This window comes from Aquimarina amphilecti, assembly GCF_900109375.1.
Taxonomy (GTDB): Bacteria; Bacteroidota; Bacteroidia; order Flavobacteriales; family Flavobacteriaceae; genus Aquimarina; species Aquimarina amphilecti.
In genome coordinates this window covers 1-23,389 of the sequence record NZ_FOAB01000007.1, presented here as the reverse complement: position 1 = coordinate 23,389, position 23,389 = coordinate 1, and the positions used below count along the sequence as shown (strand labels likewise).

General features: G+C 32.2%; 21 protein-coding genes. 11 read left to right on the top strand and 10 right to left on the bottom strand.

Going from position 1 to position 23,389, the window contains the following annotated elements; translation table 11 throughout:
- Positions 1-75 precede the first annotated feature (75 nt).
- The gene (locus BMY33_RS17675) at positions 76-1,923 is read left to right on the top strand and encodes a SulP family inorganic anion transporter (protein ID WP_091411021.1); all 1,848 of its coding nucleotides are present in this window, start codon (positions 76-78) and stop codon (positions 1,921-1,923) included.
- A 16-nt stretch (positions 1,924-1,939) separates the two neighbouring features.
- Here BMY33_RS17675 and BMY33_RS17670 read toward each other — a convergent pair whose 3' ends face one another.
- From BMY33_RS17670 to BMY33_RS17635, 8 genes are all read right to left on the bottom strand, one after another.
- The gene (locus tag BMY33_RS17670; RefSeq protein ID WP_091411020.1) at positions 1,940-2,764 is read right to left on the bottom strand and encodes a class I SAM-dependent methyltransferase; all 825 of its coding nucleotides are present in this window, start codon (positions 2,762-2,764) and stop codon (positions 1,940-1,942) included.
- Positions 2,765-2,860: 96 nt separating this feature from the next.
- A complete protein-coding gene (locus BMY33_RS17665) occupies positions 2,861-3,202 on the bottom strand; it encodes a hypothetical protein (protein WP_091411018.1) in 342 nt (113 codons plus the stop codon).
- A gap of 340 nt (positions 3,203-3,542) precedes the next feature.
- Positions 3,543-4,736 (bottom strand): DUF1501 domain-containing protein, encoded by a 1,194-nt coding sequence (locus BMY33_RS17660; protein ID WP_091411016.1) that lies wholly within the window; start codon positions 4,734-4,736, stop codon positions 3,543-3,545.
- Between the two features lie 10 nt (positions 4,737-4,746).
- Entirely contained in the window at positions 4,747-6,144 is a 1,398-nt protein-coding gene (locus BMY33_RS17655; protein WP_091411014.1) for a DUF1800 domain-containing protein, read from the bottom strand.
- Positions 6,145-6,199: 55 nt separating this feature from the next.
- Complete coding sequence (locus BMY33_RS17650) at positions 6,200-6,592, bottom strand: VOC family protein (protein ID WP_091411012.1); 393 nt, start codon at positions 6,590-6,592, stop codon at positions 6,200-6,202.
- On the bottom strand, positions 6,592-7,338 hold the full coding sequence (locus BMY33_RS17645) for a hypothetical protein (RefSeq protein WP_244543050.1): 747 nt from the start codon (positions 7,336-7,338) through the stop codon (positions 6,592-6,594). The genes BMY33_RS17650 and BMY33_RS17645 overlap by 1 nt, the downstream gene beginning before the upstream one ends.
- 29 nt (positions 7,339-7,367) lie before the next feature.
- The gene (coaD, locus tag BMY33_RS17640) at positions 7,368-7,829 is read right to left on the bottom strand and encodes a pantetheine-phosphate adenylyltransferase (RefSeq protein WP_091411010.1); all 462 of its coding nucleotides are present in this window, start codon (positions 7,827-7,829) and stop codon (positions 7,368-7,370) included.
- Positions 7,830-7,907: 78 nt separating this feature from the next.
- Positions 7,908-8,891 carry a D-alanine--D-alanine ligase gene (locus BMY33_RS17635; protein WP_091411008.1) on the bottom strand — a complete coding sequence of 328 codons (984 nt, stop codon included), beginning with the start codon at positions 8,889-8,891 and terminating at the stop codon, positions 7,908-7,910.
- A gap of 94 nt (positions 8,892-8,985) precedes the next feature.
- Between BMY33_RS17635 and BMY33_RS17630 the strand changes: the two genes are divergently transcribed.
- The 5 genes from BMY33_RS17630 to BMY33_RS17610 all read left to right on the top strand — a co-directional run bounded on the left by BMY33_RS17630 (position 8,986) and on the right by BMY33_RS17610 (position 13,486).
- On the top strand, positions 8,986-9,564 hold the full coding sequence (locus tag BMY33_RS17630; protein ID WP_091411007.1) for a PASTA domain-containing protein: 579 nt from the start codon (positions 8,986-8,988) through the stop codon (positions 9,562-9,564).
- Positions 9,565-9,589: 25 nt separating this feature from the next.
- The gene (locus BMY33_RS17625; RefSeq protein WP_244543049.1) at positions 9,590-10,636 is read left to right on the top strand and encodes an RluA family pseudouridine synthase; all 1,047 of its coding nucleotides are present in this window, start codon (positions 9,590-9,592) and stop codon (positions 10,634-10,636) included.
- 22 nt (positions 10,637-10,658) lie between these two features.
- Positions 10,659-11,753, top strand: a complete 1,095-nt coding sequence (locus BMY33_RS17620; protein ID WP_091411003.1) for a helix-turn-helix domain-containing protein — start codon at positions 10,659-10,661, stop codon at positions 11,751-11,753.
- A gap of 88 nt (positions 11,754-11,841) precedes the next feature.
- Positions 11,842-13,164 (top strand): amidohydrolase family protein, encoded by a 1,323-nt coding sequence (locus tag BMY33_RS17615; RefSeq protein WP_091411002.1) that lies wholly within the window; start codon positions 11,842-11,844, stop codon positions 13,162-13,164.
- Between the two features lie 130 nt (positions 13,165-13,294).
- On the top strand, positions 13,295-13,486 hold the full coding sequence (locus BMY33_RS17610; protein WP_027392365.1) for a cold-shock protein: 192 nt from the start codon (positions 13,295-13,297) through the stop codon (positions 13,484-13,486).
- A 90-nt stretch (positions 13,487-13,576) separates the two neighbouring features.
- Here the strand turns inward: BMY33_RS17610 and BMY33_RS17605 are convergent, their stop codons facing one another.
- A complete protein-coding gene (locus tag BMY33_RS17605; RefSeq protein WP_091411000.1) occupies positions 13,577-14,941 on the bottom strand; it encodes a glycoside hydrolase family 99 protein in 1,365 nt (454 codons plus the stop codon).
- Positions 14,942-15,278: 337 nt separating this feature from the next.
- Here BMY33_RS17605 and yaaA point away from each other — a divergent pair, with 337 nt between their 5' ends.
- From yaaA to BMY33_RS17580, 5 genes are all read left to right on the top strand, one after another.
- Entirely contained in the window at positions 15,279-16,040 is a 762-nt protein-coding gene (gene yaaA, locus BMY33_RS17600) for a peroxide stress protein YaaA (protein WP_091410999.1), read from the top strand.
- Positions 16,041-16,131: 91 nt separating this feature from the next.
- On the top strand, positions 16,132-16,635 hold the full coding sequence (locus tag BMY33_RS17595; RefSeq protein WP_091410997.1) for a TRAP transporter small permease subunit: 504 nt from the start codon (positions 16,132-16,134) through the stop codon (positions 16,633-16,635).
- On the top strand, positions 16,635-17,981 hold the full coding sequence (locus BMY33_RS17590; RefSeq protein WP_091410995.1) for a TRAP transporter large permease: 1,347 nt from the start codon (positions 16,635-16,637) through the stop codon (positions 17,979-17,981). The genes BMY33_RS17595 and BMY33_RS17590 overlap by 1 nt, the downstream gene beginning before the upstream one ends.
- A gap of 30 nt (positions 17,982-18,011) precedes the next feature.
- The gene (locus BMY33_RS17585; RefSeq protein WP_244543048.1) at positions 18,012-19,145 is read left to right on the top strand and encodes a TRAP transporter substrate-binding protein; all 1,134 of its coding nucleotides are present in this window, start codon (positions 18,012-18,014) and stop codon (positions 19,143-19,145) included.
- Positions 19,146-19,321: 176 nt separating this feature from the next.
- Positions 19,322-22,774, top strand: coding sequence for a pyruvate carboxylase (locus BMY33_RS17580; protein ID WP_091410993.1), 3,453 nt, complete (start codon positions 19,322-19,324; stop codon positions 22,772-22,774).
- An 83-nt stretch (positions 22,775-22,857) separates the two neighbouring features.
- Here the strand turns inward: BMY33_RS17580 and BMY33_RS17575 are convergent.
- The coding region (locus tag BMY33_RS17575) for a T9SS type A sorting domain-containing protein (RefSeq protein WP_139195694.1) at positions 22,858-23,389 on the bottom strand (532 nt) is incomplete at its 5' end.

The window sequence follows — 23,389 nt, the reverse complement described above, 5'->3', positions numbered from 1 at the left end:
GAGGTATATAGGTAGTGATTTTACTTGTCAAGACATAAAATAACTGTATTTTTGCACCCTCAAAATAGACTGATTATGACTGAGTTTGTAAGAAAAAGAGTAGCAAATGCTAAGAATGATATTCTATCTGGTTTAACAGTAGCTTTAGCTTTGGTTCCTGAAGCTGTTGCTTTTGCATTTGTGGCTGGAGTAGATCCATTAGTAGGATTATACGCTGCGTTTATGATTGGATTGATTACTTCTATATTTGGAGGACGTCCTGGAATGATTTCTGGTGCTACTGGGGCACTTGCGGTTGTAATGGTGAGTTTAGTTGCGGAAGGGAATGCTATGGGAGTAGAAGGGGAACAATTAGGCTTGTATTATCTCTTCGCTACAGTCATATTAATGGGAGTTATCCAAATGTTAGCAGGAGTTTTTAAACTAGGTAAATTCGTGCGATTAATTCCACATCCTGTAATGATGGGGTTTGTTAATGGATTAGCGATTGTAATTTTTCTTTCTCAATTGGGAATGTTTAAGGAAGGTGTGAAGGATATTTTTGGAAATGATAAGTATAAAACATCTTCTGAGTTAAAACAATATGATATCAAGGAGGGGGTAGTTTATGATTTGATAACTAAAGAGCCACTATATCTTTTTGGAACTAATAATAGGTTTGAAGATTTTAATACTAAGGAAACCAAATATATAGTTGATGATAATCAGGTTTTTGATGTAGATACTAAAAAGGTGCTTTTTAATGTAGAAAAAGACGGTGTTTATAGTGTTAAAAAAGGAGGAAAAGTAAAAAAATGGATTTCAACTAATAAACTCTTAATGATGTTGGCCCTCGTTCTTTTGACCATGCTAATTATGTGGGGACTTCCAAAGTTAAAGGTTACATCAAAACTACCTGAAGCTTTAATCGGAATTGTTGTTGTTTCTGCAATAGTAATATTAGGAAAACTTGATGTTGCTACAGTAGGTACTTTCATTGAACAAGGAGGAGGAAAAGGATTGAAAGGTGGTCTACCTCAATTTCAATTTGATATTTTCAATAAGATTCCTATGAATCTTGAAACCTTATATTTTATAGGTCCGTACGCTATTATTTTAGCTGCAATTGGTTTAATAGAATCCTTAATGACGCTTAATCTTATTGATGAGTTAACAGAAACACGCGGAAACTCTAACAGAGAATGTCTTGCGCAAGGTGGAGCAAATATTGTTACAGGTCTTTTCGGAGGAATGGGTGGTTGTGCTATGATTGGACAATCAATTATTAATATAAAAGGTGGTGGTCGTACGCGTTTATCGGGTATTGTTGCGGCTGTGACATTATTGATGTTTATATTGTTTGCATCTGGGTTAATTGAGCAAGTACCGATTGCAGCATTAGTAGGTGTGATGTTTATGGTGGTAATTGGAACTTTTGCTTGGTCTAGCTTTAGGATACTTAATAAAATCCCATTAACTGATGCTATTGTATTGATTTCTGTTTCATTACTAACCGTCTTTTTTGATTTAGCCGTTGCGGTAATTGCAGGTGTAATTATGTCTGCATTGGCATTTGCTTGGGAGAATGCTAAGAAAATTCGAGCTAGAAAACATATAAAAGAAGATGGAACCAAAGTTTATGAGATATGGGGCCCTTTGTTTTTTGGAAGTATTCAAGCATTTAATTCTAAATTTGATGTAGCAAATGATCCAGAGAACATAGAAATTGATTTTATCGAATCTAGAGTTAGTGATCACTCTGCGTTAGAAGCGGTTTTTAATCTGGTTGGGAAGTATGAAGAGGCGGGTAAGACGGTTCGAGTAAAACACTTGAGTGAAGAGTGTCAGGCATTGATGATAAAAGCTTCTCCTAGGTTGGCTAATGTTATAGAGCATGATATTGATGATCCAAGATATCATGTGATGGCAAAAGTTATGAAATAGGGTTTGAATAAAATCCTTAATCTGTTCTTTCTAGTAAATACATGTTTTCATTAAGAATCTGATTTTTATCTTTAATATCAAGTTCTGGAGTATAAATTTTTGATAAATTATATTCGTCAATATGTTTTTTTAGAGAATACCCATCTAAGTTTCTGTAATATGAATTTGGGATGGTTTGGTGATTAAAAGAATCATTCGTGTCATTATTACTGTCAAAGTAATTTAATAATCTTTTATAAACTTTTGTGTTTTCTATTTCTGGGAGATAAGATACGCTTCCAACTATATCGTTGGTGTTCTGAATTTTTTTAAAAACTCTAAAAAGCTTGTTTGTTATTTTTTGATTCAAAAAGAATAAAACTCCTTCCAGTATTATAAATGTTGGTTGACTGGTAATTAGTTTCTTTAATGAGTTGATCATTGTCTCTTCAGAATCTAAATTAAAATCTAGACTTAGATATTGTATATTGCGTTTAGGTAACTTGCCTTCTTTAGTCCATAGGTTTATTTTACTCTTTTTATATTCAATTATATCTTTTTTGTCAATTTCTATGGTAGATACATTGTCGTTTAGCATGAATTGGTACATGCTAAAACCTGCTCCAAAATTAATTAGAGTTCCTCCTTTATTGTTGTCAAAGAAAGATTGTAGGCTTTCATGAAAAAATCTATTTCTAAGGCTATGTAAAATGGCTTCTTTTTTTGAGACAGACTCCATGATAGAAGGAATCAGTGCTTCTGTTTTAGAATTGTTCCATAATTTGGCATAGATATCCTTACTTATATTCTCGTGATATGAGCGGTATGTAGATACGATAAAAGCTGTTTCATGAATTTGCATACATAAATGTAAGCTTTTCTAAACTTAACTAAAAAAAAACACCACTATATCAAGCAAGAAAATAGTGGTGCGGTTAGTGTATATATATTCAAAAAATTATGGCAATAATCCAGTGATTTGTGTGGTGTCGGTAATTGTAGAGTCCTTGTCTTTTAGGTTGTTGTTAGCTAAACGAGTAGTTTTTTCGCTATCAGTGATAAAACCGTTTTTGATCATCAAGGCTTTATAAAAATCGGTTTTGGTTTCTACACTAGTAGTCTCAACTTTCTTGATTTTAATATCAAAATTATTTACCGCGATTAAAGTCTGATAAAAATCAACTTTCGTATTCTTTACATTATTAGATTCTACTTTTACAAGTTCTGTAGAAGAGGTCTCTTGAGCACTAATTGTGAATAGAGAAAACAAAACAAAAATGGAAAGAATGATAGTTTTCATATTATTTGGGGCTTAATGAATTTACTACTTGATTTGTATCAAATTTACAATCAAATAGTTATGTAATAAAATGATTTGACATGTTTTAGATGAAGAGTTATTTTGTATCGACAAACAACACATATTTTACGGTAAAACCGTAAAATATGTGTTGTGTTTTCCGTCATTATTCCATGTTTTTAGTTTTGATAAAGCGTAAAAGCATTGATTTTTAGTGAGTTTTACTGCGTTTTTATTAAAAGTACTAAGACGTGTATTTGGCATAGGTTTTTTAATTTTGTAACCAACTACTTACATCGTGCGCAAAAAGATTTGATTCGTTGGAAAAACTTGTAATACTTTATACAAAAGATAGCTTTTTGAAATAGTTGCCCAAGACTTGTCGGTCATTAACCTCCAACCAATTATTTAAAACGGTAGCATAAATGCTTCTAAAATCTACGGTGTATTTTAGATCTCCATTAGTATCTAAATTTGATAAATTAGGTAATTCATTATAGACACCAGTCTTTTTTAATGAGCCTCCTATAGCTATTACATTATTTGCTGCTCCATGATCAGTTCCATGACTTCCATTTTGCTTCACACGTCTTCCGAATTCAGAAAAAGTAAGGATTAATGTATCTTTAAATCGATCATTCTTTTTAAGATCCTTTACCAATGATCCAATTGCTTCAGAATATGTGTTAAGCAATCGATCCTGACTATTTAGTTGATTTACGTGGCTATCGAAACCACCAAGAGAACTGTAATATACTCTTGTTTTTAAACCTGATATTATAAAATCAGCTATTGTTTTTAAATTTCTTGCAAATGATGATTGCGGATATTCTACATTGGTTTTATAAATTTTAGAAGTATTATAAATATAAGAAGCAGATGAATGTGTTTCTAGCATTGTTTTATATAGATATCCTTGATTATCTTCATTTAACATTTCTTCTTTAGTGTTATTTGCTAGGCTATTAAAAAAAGGCTCTCTTGTTGTGCGATGTAATTGATTAGGGTCAGAGACAGCAATACCGTTTAATTTTTTTCCTTTCATAGATAATGATAAAGAGTTGTCTACTTCTATCGCTTGATACGGATGCTGGCAATTAGCATCGAGATATCTGCCTACCCAACCAGATGATAAATACTGGTTAGTATCACTAGCCGTTTGCCAGATGTCCGTACTTCTAAAGTGTGATCTATTAGGGTTTGGATATCCTACATTATTAATTATAGAAACTTCCCCCAGATCATATAACTCTCTTAATTCTTTCAAGTTATTGTTAAACGCCAAATCATCTGTTATTTTTAAAGTTTCTGTAGCTTTTTTTGAAATAGTAGGTCTTAGACGATGATAGATATCATTACTAATTGGAATGATACTATTTAGTCCATCATTACCACCTGATAATTGGATAATTATCAAATTTTTATATCCAGATAATTGTTCAGGCGTTAAAAACTCCATCCCTTTAAGGAATGAAGGAACCAATGCCATTCCTGATGCAAAAACTGATTGTCTTAAAAAATCTCTTCTGTCCATAATTCTGGTTTTAGCAAAGTTGATATTCGGGTAAGCTCATTAGTTCAATAATAAAGTTTTTGGTATTTTTAGAATCAAGCGTATTTGTTACTGTCTTCGCACCATAAGATAATTTAGGTTGTAAGATAAAATCAATTAATTCTTCTTTCTTTTTATTATTTAAAGAAACTAGATAATTTTCCCAATTAGGTGTTGCCTTAACTCTTCTTTGCATTTGGGATTTTATTTTTTCGTAAAACTTTTGGCGCATCATTGTTGTAGCTTCCATATTGTCAATATCATGCCATTCTATTACACCATCATTTAAGGTTACAGATGCTAGTTTTAAGCGAAGCATTAATGTAGAATTGTCTATCCACGATTTTCCTCCTGGCCATCCAGCTACATTGGGCGGTAGAAATAGAGTTTGATTCATTTTACGCTGCAAGTATATTAGTACTTTAGGATCTTTATATTTTATACAGAATGGTTTACTTAAACCAATGATTAGTTCAATTGGTGATTTTATCTTGATCCCTATATGATGAGATTCATAAAACCAATTGCTCATGAATATCTTTTTCATTAGAATTTCTAAATTGTAATTAGAGCTGTAGAATGTATCCGTTAATTCTTTTAAGTGAGTTGGTTTTATTTTTTCGTTTACAAAATATTGATATATTTTTTCTGTGATGTATTTAGCTGTTTGTTTTTGTTCTAAAAGAATTTTGATAACATCTTCTCCTTTAAAATTTCCAGTTTTTCCTAAGATAGTTTTAGATCCAAAATCATGATGTTTTTGTCTAAACACAAAAGAACCACTTTTGTTAAAGTTCCATCCAGTGAATGCTCTTGCGGCTTCCTTTATGTCTTCTTCTGTATATCCATTGTCTCTGCCAAGGGTGAAAAGTTCCATGACTTCTCTAGCAAAGTTCTCATTTGGATTGTTTTTTCGATTTTGTCTGTTGTTAAGAAATAGTAGCATTGCAGGAGACTTAGAGACTTCCATCAGCATATCTCCAAAATTTTCTAATGCGTGTTTTCTAATTATGTTATTTAAATGTAATGCGGCTCTAGGGCTTTTTAATCGCACAGCGAAATGATTATGAAAAAACAATGTCATTTTCTCTCTTAAAACCTGTTTGGTCTCGGTTAATTGTTTTAACCAAACAATATTAAGCTCTAACAGTTTTTGATTTCGAAGCTTTCGTAATTCTTTTCGCTCTTCTCTGGATAAATCACGAGGGTCTTTTAATAATGCTCCAAAATCAAGTAATAGTTTAGTTTTTTGTCTGCTTTCTGAAAATAAATTATTGACTATTTCCTTTTTAGAGAATTCCCTTGCCTTTTGTAATTCTGGAGCACTGATTCCGAAACCAGTTCGCCAATAAAGATGTTGTATTTGTTTATCTGTTAAAGAAGTATCCATAATCGCAGCCTTTTTAGTAAGACCGTGATTTAGGCATAAGGTTTAAATGTGGAGTCTATTTTTTGTGTTCTATAAGATCCCATTTATTTCCATACAAGTCTATAAAAACCACTACAGTCCCATAATTCTCTTCTCTAGGCTCTTCTAGAAAAACAACTCCTTTAGATTTCATATTGTTGTAATCTCTCCAGAAATTATCAGTATGTAGAAAAAGAAAAACTCTTCCTCCAGTTTGATTACCAATTGTTTTTTTCTGCTCTTGAGTTACTCCTTCTGCAAGTAAAATAGAAGTTTCCGAATTGTGCTCTGGCGCAATAGTAACCCAGCGTTTATTATCTAATTTAATGTCTTCAATTAACTTAAAACCTAGTTTATCAGTATAAAATCGGATTGCTTCGTCATAGTCTTTTACTACAACACTAATAGTCCCAATTTTTCTTTTCTTCATTAATTACATGTGATTTCGCTTAATACTGTGGTTTCGTCAATTGCATCATTTTGATCGATATTTTCAGAGAATAAAACAAATCTATCAAGTGCATGAAAAGTAGATCTAGCCGAAACTTCCATGGTATAAGTTCCAGGTGCATCAAATTCTACAAAAATATCATGAGCATCATTATCACTAGTAGAGGATTGCCATTTCCATTGATCAGCGGCCCCACTTTTATATATTTTAAACCAACCATCTTTACTAGATCCATTAGGAATAGGAGATTGACCTGTATCCGCTGGATAGACGAAGCTTTCTCCTTTTTTTCCATAAAACTTTGAAGCATCTGCAAATCGCAACCATGAATCATTGTGTTCAGAACCTGATGTTCCATTAGTTATTCTGGATCTCCAGATAAATCGATAAACACCTGGATTAGAAATTTTTATTTTATAAGTAAGAAGACCATTGCCAGGAGCTCCTAAGAATTGATTCTCTTTCCATACCAAGTAATGTGTTCCTAAAAAACCACTAGTTGAGTTTTCCTTTACCCAATCATTATTATCCTTAATACTTTCAAATTCAACAGCAACTAGTCCGTCTTTTTCTTCATAAATAATAGCACTGTCAGAATTCTCACAAGTTATAGGGTCGATGGTGTTATCATCGTTATCATCAGTTTCATTATCAGTACTACAAGCATAAAATAATGTAATAATAGAAAGAATTAGTAGTCTACCAATATTAGATGTAGTTTTCATGTAGGTGGGTTTTTGGGGTTTTATGAATTTTATCCTTTTTTGACAATTACTGTATCGGGTACTAGACCTGTGTAATCACCATTATTTCTAATGACATCGCGAACAATAGAAGAAGATATATAGCTTTTTCCAGAGGATGTTAGCAAGAAGACAGTTTCAATTTCTGTTAATTTTCTATTTGTATGCGCAATTGCTTTTTCAAATTCGAAATCTGCCGGGTTCCTTAATCCTCGAAGAATGAAATTAGCATTTTGTTGTTTGCAAAAATCTACTGTAAGTCCCTTATATGTCATTACTTTGATTTTGGGTTCATTTTTAAATGCTTCTTCGATGAAGTGTTTTCGCTCTTCAAGTGAAAACATATATTTTTTTTCAGCATTTACACCAATAGCTAGAATAACTTCATCAAAAAGAGTTAATCCTCTTTCTATTATATCGTAATGTCCTAAAGTTATAGGATCAAATGAACCAGGAAAAACAGCTCTTCTCATAAGTGATTTCTGAATATTTGTATAAATATAGGTAAAGTTACAAAGTTTAAAATTAGTTTAATCTTAATTTTTATGTACTTAACTATTTCCCTTTGTTGCTTCTTGGATAGTATTGGTTAATAATTCTTTTAAGCTAATACCAGCTGCGATGGCTTGTTGCGGTAAAATACTTGCTTCACTAAAACCTGGATTGGTATTCATTTCAATAAAATGAGGTTCGCCATTATGAAAAATATATTCACTTCTAGAAAAGCCTTTCATTTTAAGTGTTTGGTATACCTTTAAAGCTAAATCTTTCACCTTTTTTTCATCATCTTCATTTAACCTGGCAGGTGTTATTTCTTGTGATTTGCCTAAATATTTAGCTTCATAATCAAAAAAGTCATTTTCGGAGACAATTTCAGTAATAGGTAATACAGTGTCCTTTCCTTTATATGTAATGACCCCTACGGATACTTCAGTTCCGCTTAAAAAGGATTCAATGATAATTTCATCATCTTCTTTGTAAGCTATATCTATTGCAGAAAGTAGTTCTTTTTCTTCTTTCACTTTAGAAACGCCATAGCTGCTACCTGCTTTGTTTGCTTTCACAAAACAAGGCAATCCTACTTTATCTATGATTGCTTTAGGATTTATAACATCTCCTTTATTTAGAAAATAATTTGTAGCAGTTGGAATACCATAAGGTCTCAATGCACTAATACAGTCTCTTTTATTAAAGGTGAGTGCAGCTGGATAAAAATCACAAGCAGTTTGTGGAATTCCTATTAACTCAAAATAAGCTTGTAATAATCCATCTTCCCCAGGAGTACCGTGAACAATATTAAATGCAGCATCAAAAGTAATCTTAGCACCGTTTAGTTGTAATGAAAAATCACTTCGATCAATAATTGTTTTTTCCTCATTATCATTTATGTAATACCACGAATCTTTGGTTATATGAACACGATAAGGTTCATATATATTTTTGTCCAAATGTTTATATACTACATTTCCGCTTTTAATAGAAATATCAAATTCACTGGAATAACCTCCCATAAGGATGGCAATATTTTTCTTCATTGAATAAGGTTTACAAACAAAAATATCATTTATCTAACAACAAAAGCTAAAAAGTTTCCGTTTTTATATCTTTGCCGAAACTATCAATCGATACATGGAATTTTTAAAAGGACTTTTGAGATTTATTTGGAGTAAAACATTTCTTATTCAATTAGTGATTGCTGTGGCTATGATCGCAATTATATGCTTTATAGCTCTTAAATGGTTGGACAGCTCCACGAACCACGATCAACGGATAGTGGTGCCAAGTTTAAGTAAGAAGTCATTAGATGAGGTAAAGATGCTTGTGGAGTCTAAGGATTTACGATTTGAAGTACAGGATTCTGCAAATTTCAACCCTGATTTCCCTAGATACTCTGTAATAGAACAAAATCCTCCTGCCGGAAATATGGTAAAAGAGAATAGAAAAATTTATGTAACCTTAAATCCTTCAGGTTATCGTAAGATTGAAGTTCCTGATGTAATTCGTAAAACTAGGCGACAAGTAGAGCCTAGATTGGTTGCTTTAGGTTTTAAGATTGGATCTATAACATTTAAACCCGATCCATCAGATCAAGTGTTAGAACTTAGGTATAAAGGGAAAAGATTAAAGCCAGGAGATAGAATAATGAAAACATCAACGATTGATCTTGTAGTTGGTGATGAGAGTGGGAACTTAAGACTTCCACAATAAAATTAAATTCAAAAATAAAATACTTTTGGAAGAAAATCCAGATATTGAAGAGCTAGGACCTAATGAAGATGATTTATATGAGCATCATCGATTTGTTGCTGGAGCAGGACAGGTTCCACTTCGTGTGGATAAATTTTTGATGAATTTTGTTGAAAATGCTACTCGAAATAAAATACAACAAGCTGCTAAAGCTGGGAGTGTTTTTGTAAATGATGTTTCTGTAAAGTCAAATCATAAGGTAAAACCTAATGATATAGTTAGGGTTTTGTTTTCTCACCCTCCATATGAGAATTTATTAACTCCAGAAAATATCCCATTAGACATTGTATATGAGGATGATGCTTTGTTGGTAGTTAATAAACCAGCTGGAATGGTTGTGCATCCAGGTCACGGAAATTATTCAGGTACCTTAATTAATGCACTTATTTATCATTTTGATAACCTCCCAAATAACAGTAGTGATCGGCCAGGTTTGGTACACCGTATAGATAAAGACACTAGTGGATTATTGGTGGTAGCAAAAACGGAAGATGCTATGACTCATTTAGCCAAGCAATTTTTTGATAAGACTTCGGAAAGAGAATATGTAGCAATTGTGTGGGGTAATGTAACCGAAGAAGAAGGAACTGTAGAGGGTAATATTGGTCGTCATCCTAAGAATAGGTTGCAAAATACTGTTTTTGAAGGAGATGATATAGAGAAAGGAAAGCCTGCTGTTACTCATTATAAGGTTATAGAACGATTGGGGTATGTTACTTTGGTTTCCTGTAAGTTAGAGACAGGTAGAACTCACCAGATTCGTGTGCATATGAAATATATAGGCCATACCTTATTTAATGATGAGCGTTATGGAGGAGAAAAAATTCTTAAGGGGACTACTTTTACTAAATATAAGCAGTTCGTAGAAAATTGTTTTAAAGTATTGCCAAGACAAGCACTACATGCAAGAACTTTAGGTTTTATTCATCCAGTTACTGGAGAGAAAATGAATTTTGAGACTTCTGTTCCTGATGATATGCAACAATGTGTGGAACGCTGGAGGAATTATGCTAAGAATCAATTAGATGCCTAGCTTATAGAGTTCAAATAAAGAAATGGAAATATCTTTTTTAGAAATTTTTACCTTAATAGGAATTATTCATGGATTTCTTTTAGGGTTTATCATTTTGTTTTCCAGATTCTTTAAAAATAAAGAACACTCTTATCTTGGATATACCCTTATAATATTATCCTTAATTGGAATAAATAATTGGTTTTGGGATTTAAATAAAAACCCGATAATTATATCAATTTCGGATCTTTTTTTATGGCAATTTTTATACCCTGTAACACTATTTGTTTTTTTTCTACAGAAAGTTAAACATCCTTTTATAGAGACTAAGAAAAGCAAACTGCTTTATATTCCATTTTTGATTCTTAGTATTATTAATATTTTAATCTCTTTGGATACAATATTTGATGTATACGAGATTGTCTTAGCACGGAAGAAAGAAGTTGTATTTTACTTCTATAAGATAGTCAGTATTTTAACCATTGTTTTCCCTGTCATTTTAATGCTTTTTTCGGCAAAGTATATTTTTAATAGTAAAAAGGAAGTTGCTATTAAGTGGATTAAATGGATCTGGATATTCATGTCTTTTTTAGAACTTTATGGCGTTGTTATAGAAGGAAAACGTTTTCTGTATGGCACCAAAATCCCCTTAACGTTTTTATGGGTTGCGGTTTCAATTTTTATGTATTGGTTAATTTATAAAGGATTATATCAATTTAAATTGTCTAATGATAAATACGAAGTTAGACAACTTCTTAATCGCTCTGTGAAAAATATAAGATCATCAATAAAGGATGACAAGAATCCATATATAGATCAATTGATGGTTTTATTACAACAAGAACATATTCATCATAATCCTGATCTAAATAGAGATATGGTAGCTAAGCGATTAGGAATAAGCGCCGGTTATCTCTCCACGCAGATTAATACTTTTAGTGATATGAATTTTTCGGAGTTTATTAATTATTATAGAATACAAGATGTAAAACAAATGATTCTCGATAAAGAATTTAATAGATATAGTTTATTAGCTATTGGATTAGAAGCTGGATTTAAATCTAAAACAACTTTTTATACTGCTTTCAAAAAAGAGACAGGAATGACTCCTAATACCTTCAAAAAGGAGCAAGAATAGGTTCGGATTTATTAGAATCCTACAATCCTGAACATTGTAAGTAATCACTTTTACTAGGTTTGACTTTGTAACAATAAAATCAAACAAAATGTTTAAATTAAGTAAGTCCTTTATTTCTTATTGTATTTTAATGGTGATCAATTTGGGTCCATTATTTAGTCAATCAAAAAGTTTTGCTTTCGAAGATGTTAATATTATTCCAATGAATAGAGAAGTAGTATTATATAATCAACGAGTAATCATTACAAATGGAAAAATATCTAAAATTGAACCTGTTTCAGTAAAGATAACCAAGAACGTTGATAGTGTTATAAATGCTAAAGGTAAGTATCTTATTCCTGGTTTAGCAGAAATGCATTATCACTTAGAAAACAATATTCAGAATGAATTTAAATTATTAATAGCTAATGGTGTCACTGCCGCTAGAAATATGGCGGAGTATGAAGGGCAAGATCAAATAAAAATTAGAGAAGAAGCCAATACTAACAAAATGTTAGCTCCTTACTATGTGACTTCGGGACCTTATCTTAAAGCAGAAAATTTACAAACTGTAGATGATGTTATAGATGTAGTTGAAAATCATAAAAAAAGAGGGTATGATTTTCTAAAAATAGCAGATAATTTACCAAAAGAAATATATCTGAAACTTCTTGAAGAGACTACAAAATATGGTATTCCTGTAATTGGGCATGGTCAAAGAAAATTGCCTTTAGGGTATTCTTTAAAAATGAAGTCAATAGCCCACATAGAGGAGTTTATGAATATTTTTAGTTCTGAAGAAAAGGAAGATGTCAAATATCTTAAAGAAGCAGCGATAAAAATGAAAAAGAGTGGTGTTTATGTTTCACCCACTTTAGGTATTTTTGAGATGATTGGTAGATATGCTGATGATGATAAGTTCGAGATTTTGAAAAAAAATGATGAAATAAAATATCTTCCCAAAAAATATGCTGCTTATTGCATGTCGGATAGTATTCATTATCGCACAAACTCTTGGTTTACTGCTCCTGAATCCTTGATTCGATTGCAAAACGAGTTAGAATGGCAACAAAGGTTTACTAAGATATTAAACAACGAAAAAGTACCATTGTTAGCGGGAAGTGATACATATGGATTGTTTTTACCTGGTTTTTCATTACATAGAGAGTTGGAATTGATACAAGAATCGGGACTTACACCATTCGAAACTTTAAAAACGGCCACTGTAAACCCTGCCAAGTATTTAGAAAGACCATTAAGTGGTATTATTGCTGAAGGTAAATTAGCGGACCTGGTGTTATTAAGTAAAAACCCATTAGAGGATATACAAAATACCAAAACCATTGAAGGAGTAATGCTTAAAGGAAAATGGTTGGATAGGAAAGCACTTGATTTGATGTTGAAGGAAGTAGAATATACATCTAAATATTAAAAAATAAGGGCAAAATCTCTGTTGCGATTCCATAGTTTTTATATTAAATAATTGTTACTAAAAACTTTATTTTGAAATAAATAGGGATTGCTCGGTTATTAATGTTATCTTCGCGCTTTAATTATTTATAATGAACAAAGGAACAGTAAAATTTTTTAATGACTCCAAAGGATTTGGATTCATCACAGAAGAAGGATCAAACAAAGACCATTTCGTACACATTTCAGGCTTAATCGACGAAGTTCGTGAAGGTGATGAAGTAGAGTTTGAACTTAAAGAAGGTAAAAAAGGAATGAACGCGGTAAACGTGAAAGTATTATAATATATACATTTTGACTTTTTTAAAACATAAGCCCGTCTTTCAAGACGGGCTTTTTTTTGTTTATAAATGAGTGTTATGTAGGAAATTTAATTAGAGAAACCGATTTACTGCTTTAATAATTTTATCGGCACGTACCATATTTTGCTGTTTAATATATTTATAGGTTCTGTCGAGGTATTTTTGGGCTATAATATTATTCTTAAATTCTTTTCTTGCTAAGTATAGATCTAATGCAACATTTAAGTCAGTCGTAGTGAATTCGACACCAGTATATTGTTGTAGGAGCTGCAGATACATAAAACCAAATTCTTCTGTAGGTTCTACCATAGTTCCTTCTCCAAAATCATTCCAAGTAATTATTTGAATAAAATCTGAAATTTCATGATGAGTATAGTTTAATGTTTCTGCAAATATTTGACCTTGGTTATGATCTATACTCCATGAATTGATGCCTTCAGACCAGCCACCTTCTTCGTAAAAACTATTAAAACCTGGATATGATGATCCTACTATAGTTAAATTTTCGGTTGGATAATAATCATAATAATGTTCGTGTGCTAGTAAGTGATCTTCGTCTACCCATAGGAATTCCCCCGTTGCATTTTCTCCTACTAAATTATTTGCTGCCCATAATGTTAGAAAATCTGGACGATTATCTGTTGGTAATATATCAAAAATAGTATCCCATTCTGGTTGAGTTGTAATATGATGCGGCCCAAATACAAATAATAGATTTTTATTATTATGTTTTATATAATTGGGGCTAGAAAAGTATGTATCGTTAATATATAATAAATCTTCTTGTACGGCTTCAATAGGACTAGGGGATAGGGTTTGGTTAAAGGCTTGAACCGCTACTCTATCTTCATACATAATTGAAAAGTCAAAATCTAAATCTTCTAATCTTGTTATAAAACTTTCTGTCGCATTTTTTATTTTTTGGTAGTCGTGTAGATCTTTACTCCCATACCAATCGAATATCACCCCATCAATACCTGCTAATTTCATCATTAAAAAATGATATTCTTGTAAATCAGGATCGCTTGAAGAATAAGGACCAATTACTGGATAAAAGTAGGAAGCAATTTCTCGTTTGCCATTTTCTTTAATATTATCCGGATTTTGATTTATCATGGTCCAATGCTGACCCCAGTATCCATCAAAATCTTTGTTCTGAAACCATGGCATATAATGCATGTAAATTTTTTTAGGATTTTCTTTTTCTACATTCATTCCAGATACGTCTCTTATATATCCGTTTTTTGCTAGTTTGATGATTTCTAGCTCTTCATCTAGTACTTTTTTTAGTTGTGCATTCGTATAAGTTGTATCCTGAACAGTTAAAGGAATTGTTTGTTCTTTTTCGGTTTTTAGTATTTCATCCTTTTCGCAAGAATAAAATAAAACAATTAAAAAAGTAATAGAAATGCATTTGGTTGTAATTCGTAGTTTCATGTCATATATGTTTATTTAATAGAATATGTGAGCTTGCTATTAAATAAGATAAATAGGTGTGTTATTGATTGAAAAAATATCAATCAAACTATATATGACAATTGTAAATTTTTTTGAGTGAATTACGTTAAAAACGTTATAAATTTAAGGGATTTTTTCTGTTAAAAAAAATATAATTCCCTTTTTGTTAGTTAATTAGGTTTTTGGTGTTGAAAAAAAGTATTCTTTTAGTTTTGTTAGAATAGAACATGTCAATACTTCGATAGACAAGAATTACTTGGGCCGATTTTATATGTCGACTTACTATTGTATTTTTGAGAAAACAAAAGTTATCGGAATGAAAATCGTAATATCTCCAGCAAAGTCTTTGGATTTTGAAACGCCTTTACCTACTAAAAAATATTCGGAACCATTATTTTTAGCTGAGGCAGAAAAGTTAAATTCAGTTCTTCAGAAAAAAACTCCTAAAAAATTGTCAGATTTGATGAGTATCAGTGATAATTTGGCTCAATTAAATTGGCAACGTAATCAAGATTGGAACCTTCCCTTTACAACAGAAAATGCACGACCTTCGGTGTACGCATTTAAAGGAGATGTATATATAGGATTAGATAGTTACAATATTCCAGAAGATAAATTAGATACTTTACAAGATAAATTAAGAATACTTTCGGGTTTATATGGAGTGTTAAAACCATTAGATTTAATGCAGCCATATCGATTAGAAATGGGGACTAAGCTAAAGGTGGGACGCAAAAATAACTTATACGAATTTTGGAAGAAACAAGTAACCGAACAAATTAATGAGGAATTACAAGAAGATGAGTTGTTTGTAAATCTGGCAAGTAATGAATATTTCAGCGTGATTGATAAGAAGGTATTAAAGGTTCCTATCATTACTCCACAGTTTAAAGATTGGAAAGGTGATAAATTAAAGATGATTAGTTTCTTCGCGAAAAAAGCCCGTGGTATGATGGTGCGTTACATTATTGATACAGGAGCAGAAACCATAGAAGAGTTAAAAGGGTTTAATTATGATGGATATAGCTTTAGTGAAGAGTATACAACCAAGGAAAATGAATTAGTTTTTGTGAGATAAACCGAATTAAGTTATCTGTAAATTATTTTCGAAAACAACAATTGTATCTAATTTTAGTATCTTCAACACTTATATTTAGATACATGTATAGATGCAAAAATTCATAAGTTTTCTTGATTGGATAGGTGAAAAAACGGGAAGCTTAGTTAGTTGGGTTGCTGTTTTTTTAGCTGTTATAATAGGTTTAGATGTTATTATAAGGTATGTATTCCAATTTACATTTATCTGGATGATAGAAACAGAGATCTATTTATTTGGAATTCTGTTTTTGGTTGGTTCGGGATATACTTTTAAATATGGTAAACATGTAAGAGTAGATGTTTTTTATACCAATTTTTCTAAAAAGAGGAAAGCTTGGATCGATTTGCTAGGTGGCGCTTTTTTACTTATTCCTTGGTGTTATGTAGTGATTGTCTCTTCTTGGTATTATAGTTTGTCATCCTTTATGATAAGAGAATCCTCGCCTCAGGTAGGAGGTTTACCGGCCCTTTATGTTCTTAAGTTTTGTATTACGTTGGGATTTGTATTCTTGCTAATACAAGGAATTTCTCAGATGCTAAAATCAATTCAAATAATTTTTAATAGAGTTAATTAATGGAGTTTTTAGCAATCATTCTATTCGTAGTTATCTTTATTTTAATTTTAAAAGGATATCCAGTAGCCTTTACATTGGGAGGGATTTCTGTAGCTTTTGCTTTTGGAGTATCGATTTTTGCTCCTGAGTATTTTACAATGTCTACATTTTATTTATTGCCTTCTCGAATTATGGGAGTTGTAAATAATTATGTTTTAATGGCGGTCCCGTTGTTTATTTTTATGGGAATTATGCTAGAAAAATCTGGACTTGCCCAAAGTTTATTAGAAACTATGGCAATGATGTTTGGTCGTGTTAGAGGAGGCTTGGCAATTTCTGTAGTTATAGTAGGGGCCTTATTAGCTGCTTCGACAGGTATTGTTGGAGCTACTGTAGTAACAATGGGATTGATCAGTTTGCCTACAATGCTAAAAAGAGGATATAAAACAGAACTTGCTGTCGGAGTAATCGCTTCTTCTGGTACTTTGGGTCAGATTATTCCACCTTCTATTGTATTAGTATTATTAGCAGATACCATAAATAGTTCATCCCGAGGAGCGGCTTCAGTTGATGTAGGAGCACTATTTTCTGCTGCTTTGTTACCAGGTTTAATTTTGGTGGGGTTGTATGTTGTATATATATTGATAAAGTCATTAGTTCATAAAGAAGACGCACCAAGTATACCTGCAGATGAAATTAAAGCATTTCGAGGGAGTAATTTTACTTCTAAAATTATTAAAATATTATTGTTACCAGTATTATTAATTGTAATCGTATTAGGTTCTATTTTTACAGGAATAGCTTCTCCTACAGAAGCTTCAGGGATCGGAGCATTAGGAGCAACTTTTTTAACCATTATTCAGAAGAAATTTTCACTTAAAATATTAAGAGAGGTTGCTCAAGAGACAACTCGTTTAACATCGATGGTATTTTTTATATTATTGGGAGCAACTACATTTACACTTGTTTTTAGAACATTAGGAGGGGATAGGTATCTTCAAGAATTAATTATGTCGTCTCAGTTGACACCAATGATGTTTCTGTTACTAGTAATGGTTGTAATTTTTGTAGCAGGTTTTTTTATAGACTTTATAGAGATTGTATTTATAATTGTGCCAGTAGTAACGCCTATTTTTAATGCTTTTGACATGAATATGCTTTGGGTTGGAATTTTAATGGCTTTAAATTTACAAACTTCATTTCTTACCCCGCCATTCGGTTTTGCTTTATTTTATCTAAAGGGCGTTGCACCAGAAACGGTCAAAACTAGCCAAATATATAGAGGCATTATCCCTTTCATTATTATTCAATTAATCATTGTGAGTTTAGTGATGTTTTTTCCCGAGATTATTTTTAACGAAGTTTAATGTTTTCAGTTACTTCATAAATATAAAATTATGAATTTATATTCAGTAAAAAAATTACAAGTTATTAGAGGGTTTATACTAACAGTTATGACAACTCTAGTTCTATCATGTTTAGGAGAACCGCCTGCCAGCATGAGGAACTCTTCATCATATGACGTAACTAAACCTAATAAAGTATTTCATTGGAAAATGACTACAACTTGGCCTCCTAATTTTCCTGTCGTAGGAGAAGTAGCGGAGAAGTACACTCAGTGGGTAGATGAGCTTTCTAATGGCCAAATCAAAATTAAAGTATATGGAGGTGGAGAATTAGTGCCTCCTTTAGAAGCTTTTGATGCGGTTTCTCAAGGGACGATTGAGATGGGTTGTGGGGCAGCATATTATTGGGCAGGTAAAACACCAGCTGCGCAATTTTTTGCGGCAGTCCCTTTTGGAATGAATAGTCAACAAATAACATCCTGGTTAGAGGTAGGAGGAGGATATGAACTTTGGAAAAAAACGTATGCAAAATTTAATCTGGTACCTTATATGGGGGGAAATACTGGAGTACAAATGGGGGGATGGTTTAATCGTGAGATTAATTCTATAGAAGATTTTAAAGGATTAAAAATGCGCTTACCAGGAATAGGAGGTAAAGTTCTTGAAAAAGCGGGAGGAGCAGCTGTTTTAGTTGCGGGTAGTGAGATTTATACAAGCTTAGAGCGAGGAGTCATTGATGCTACAGAATGGATTGGTCCTTATCATGATTATAAAATGGGATTTCATAAAATCTCAAAATATTATTACACGCCAGGTTGGCATGAAACTGGTTCTCAATTAGAATTTTTTATCAATAAAAACTTGCACGATGGTTTACCACCACATTTACAAGCTGTTTTACAAGCAGCAGCAAAACGAGCACAAGTTTGGGTGTTATCAGAGTTTGACAAACAGAATGGAATTTACCTAGATAAATTGGTGAATGAAGAAGGAGTGGAGATTAGAGAATTTTCTAAAGAAACTCTAGATGCTTTAAGAGGCTTTACTGATGAAGCTATACAAGAAATGATAGGAGATGATCCTTTGTCTAAAGAAGTGTATGAAAGTTATTCCACTTTTCAGAAAAGAATTTCTAAATGGTCTGAAGTAACTGAAAAAGCCTATTACAATAAGATTCAGAAGTAGTTTCCTTATAATAAATTAAAGTATTTAACGTAACAAGAAAAGTGAATCAGTTAATTATTACTATAAAAATTAATTATTTAATTTATTCTGATTAAAATGTATTGCAAGTATTCTTACTAATCAATATCTTCGCAGCGAATGTTCGCTAAATATTATTTAAACACAAAATTATAATCATGCAAATCAAAAAGGTTTTAGTTGCTAATCGAGGTGAAATAGCCATCCGAATTTTTAGAGCGTGTACAGAAATTGGTCTACAGACGGTTGGAGTATATACTTATGAGGATAGGTATTCATTACACCGTTATAAAGCAGATGAAGCTTATCAAATTGGTGCTGATAATGAGCCTTTAAAACCTTATTTAAATATTGAAGCGATTATCCAAGTTGCAAAAAAGAACAATGTAGATGCAATACATCCTGGATATGGGTTTTTATCAGAAAATGCTGATTTTGCACAAAGCTGTAAGGAAAATGACATCATTTTTATAGGTCCTAAGGTATCTGTACTTCGTTCTTTAGGGGATAAGATTATGGCGAAAGAAGTAGCTATAGCCAATGATATTCCAATTATTCAGAGTAATAAAGAAGATCTTACTGATGTAAAAGTTGCTATAAAGGAAGCTAAGCGTATTGGTTTTCCTGTAATGCTAAAAGCAGCTTCTGGAGGTGGAGGAAGAGGAATGCGCGTTATTAGAAGTGTAGAGGAGTTAGAAAAAGCATATCCTGAATCTCAAAGAGAAGCACTCAATGCATTTGGTGATGATACTGTTTTTCTCGAAAAATTTGTTGAAAATCCAAAACATATTGAGATACAAATTGTAGCAGATCATCACGGGAATATGGTGCATCTTTTCGAACGTGATTGTTCAGTACAAAGACGTTATCAAAAAGTAATAGAATATGCTCCTTCGTATGGGGTTTCACAAGAAATTTTAAATAATTTATATAAGTATGCATTAACGATTTGTGGTGCAGTAGATTATAATAATATTGGGACAGTAGAATTTTTAGTGGATGATGATGACAGTATTTATTTTATTGAAGTAAACCCTCGTGTGCAGGTTGAGCACACGGTTACTGAGATCGTTACGGGTGTTGATTTAATTAAAACTCAGATTTTTATTGCAGGAGGATACCAACTTTCTGACAAACAGATTAAGATCGAAAGTCAGGAAAGTTTGAAGGTAAATGGATATGCAGTGCAATGTAGGATCACAACAGAAGATCCAGAAAATGATTTTAAACCTGATTATGGAACCATAACTACGTATAGAAGTGCATCAGGATTTGGAATTCGATTGGATGCAGGTAGTGTATATCAAGGAGTAACTATTTCTCCTTTCTTTGATTCTATGCTAGTAAAAGTTTCTGCCAATAGTAGAACTTTGGATGGCGCTTGTAGAAAAATGCGTAGAGCATTGTCAGAATTTAGAATTCGAGGTGTAAAAACGAATATGCCTTTTTTAGATAATATTTTAAATCATGATACTTTTAGGAAAGGGGCGGTAACGGTCAACTTTATTAAAGATACAAAGGAACTGTTCAAGATTAAGGAATCTCGTAACCGTGCTACTAAATTAGCTAATTTTTTAGGTGATATTATTGTAAATGGTAACTCTGATGTTAAAAATATAGATCCAACGAAAACTTTTGTAGTTCCTCAAATTCCTAAATTTGAGGAGAAGGCTGATTATCAAAAAGGAACAAAGGATTTACTTACAGAACTGGGGCCTGAGAAATTCGCTTCTTGGTTAAAAAATGAGAAGAAGGTTCATTTTACGGATACAACCATGCGAGATGCGCATCAAAGTTTACTTGCGACAAGAATGCGAACGTATGATATGCTTAAAGTTGCAGAAGGTTTTGCTAAAAATCATCCAGAAGTTTTTAGTATGGAAGTTTGGGGAGGAGCAACCTTCGATGTTTGTCTTCGATTTTTAAAAGAAAATCCTTGGGAACGTCTTCGTTCTTTGAGAAAAGCTATGCCTAATCTGTTATTACAGATGTTGATTAGAGGGTCTAATGGTGTTGGATATACAGCTTATCCAGATAATCTTATTGGTAAATTTGTAGAGCAGTCTTGGGAAAATGGAGTAGATGTATTTAGGATCTTTGATTCATTAAATTGGATGAAATCTATTGCTCCTTGTATTGAGCATGTTAGAACACGAACGCAGGGACTTGCAGAAGGTTCGTTATGCTATACGGGAGATATTTTAGATCCAAAGCGAACAAAATATACCTTAGAGTATTATGTGCAACTAGCAAAAGATATAGAAAATGCAGGAGCTCATATATTAGGAATAAAGGATATGGCCGGTTTATTAAAACCATATGCAGCATATGAATTGGTATCTGCTTTAAAATCAGAAATTAATATTCCAATACATTTACATACACACGATACTTCTTCAGTACAATCTGCAACGTATTTAAAAGCAATAGAAGCTGGAGTAGATGTTGTAGATGTTGCATTAGGGGGACTTTCTGGATTAACAGCACAACCTAATTTTAATGCAGTTATGGAGATGTTGAAATTCCATGATCGCGAGAATTCTATGGATACGACAAAATTGAATGAATATTCTAATTATTGGGAAGCTGTCCGTGAGTATTATTATGTTTTTGAATCGGGCCTAAAGGCTGGGACAGGAGAAGTGTATCAACATGAAATTCCTGGTGGTCAATATTCTAATTTAAAACCTCAAGCGCAAGGATTAGGGTTGGCAGATCGTTTCCATGAGATTACCAAAATGTATGGAGAGGTTAATACACTATTTGGTGACATTGTAAAAGTTACACCAAGTTCTAAGGTTGTAGGTGACATGGCTCAATATCTGGTAAGTAATAATTTAACGATAGAAGATGTAAAAGAAAGAGGAGAAACTATTTCATTTCCGCAATCTGTAGTTAGTTTGTTTAAAGGTGAATTAGGGCAACCAGAAGGAGGTTTTCCGAAAGATCTTCAGAAATCAATTTTAAAAGATCAAAAACCATTTACGAATAGACCAAATGCCCATTTAGAACCGGTAGATTTTGAAACAGAGTTTAAAGATTTTGTAAAAGTCTTTAAGAAAGGAATGGGTAGAGAACTAGATATTACAGATTTTCTTTCATATAAATTATATCCCAAAGTATTTACAGGAGCATATAATCACCACGTTAAGTATGGAAATGTAGTTAATATCCCAACTAAGAATTTCTTTTATGGAATGACTCCAGGAGAGGAAATTATCATAGAGCTAGATAAAGGTAAAATCTTATTGATTGAATTAATTTCTATAGGAGAGCCCCATGAGGATGGGATGGTAACAGTTTTCTTTAAAGTAAACGGACAAACAAGAAATGTAGAAGTTAAAGACAATTCAATTAAAGTAGATAAGGTGGTTCACGCTAAAATCGATAAGGCAGATAGTAAACAAATTGGCGCACCTTTACAGGGATCTCTATCTTCTGTATTAGTGAAAACCGGTCAAGAGGTAAAGAAAAATGACCCATTGTTTATTATAGAAGCTATGAAAATGGAGACAACAATTACTGCTAATGAAGATGCTACTATTAAGAAAATAGTTTTGAAATCTGGAACGATGGTTGAAGCAGATGATTTGGTAATTATACTAAAGTAACGGTGTTGAGTATTTACTTATAAAACAAAAAAGTCTCTAAATTTAAAGTTAGAGACTTTTTTGTTTGATTACAGAATAAGAGTTTATTCTTTTAGAATTCGTTTTACGGTGTTTCCTTTTTCTCCTTCAATATTTACGAAGTAAATACCGGAGTTTAATTCCGAAATATCAAAAGTATTAGTATTACTTTCAAAAACTTTTTCACCTATCATATTGAATATTGTCACTTTTTTTATAGGAACAGATATGTTTAACAGGCCTTTAGTTGGAATAGGGTAAATACGTAAATCTTGATCTTTTAATTCTTCCTCTTCCACGCTAAGAGTAGCAACAAGAAAACAGGAGGATCTTTCTGAACATCCATTTAAAGTGATTTCTACTGAGTAACTACCATTCTCTATTGCGGTAAAAGACTGGTTTGTTTCACCAGAAATAGAAGTATTGGTGTCACAATCGATCCATTGGTAAGAAGCTCCGGAAATGTTGGCTGTAAAAGTTGGTGATGAGGTGTCATCTACAGATGTGTCTGGAATTCCAAATACTTCAATAGTATCTGAAGCTGTATCAGTACATCCATTTGCATTCGTAAAACTATATGTTATTGTATGAACTCCT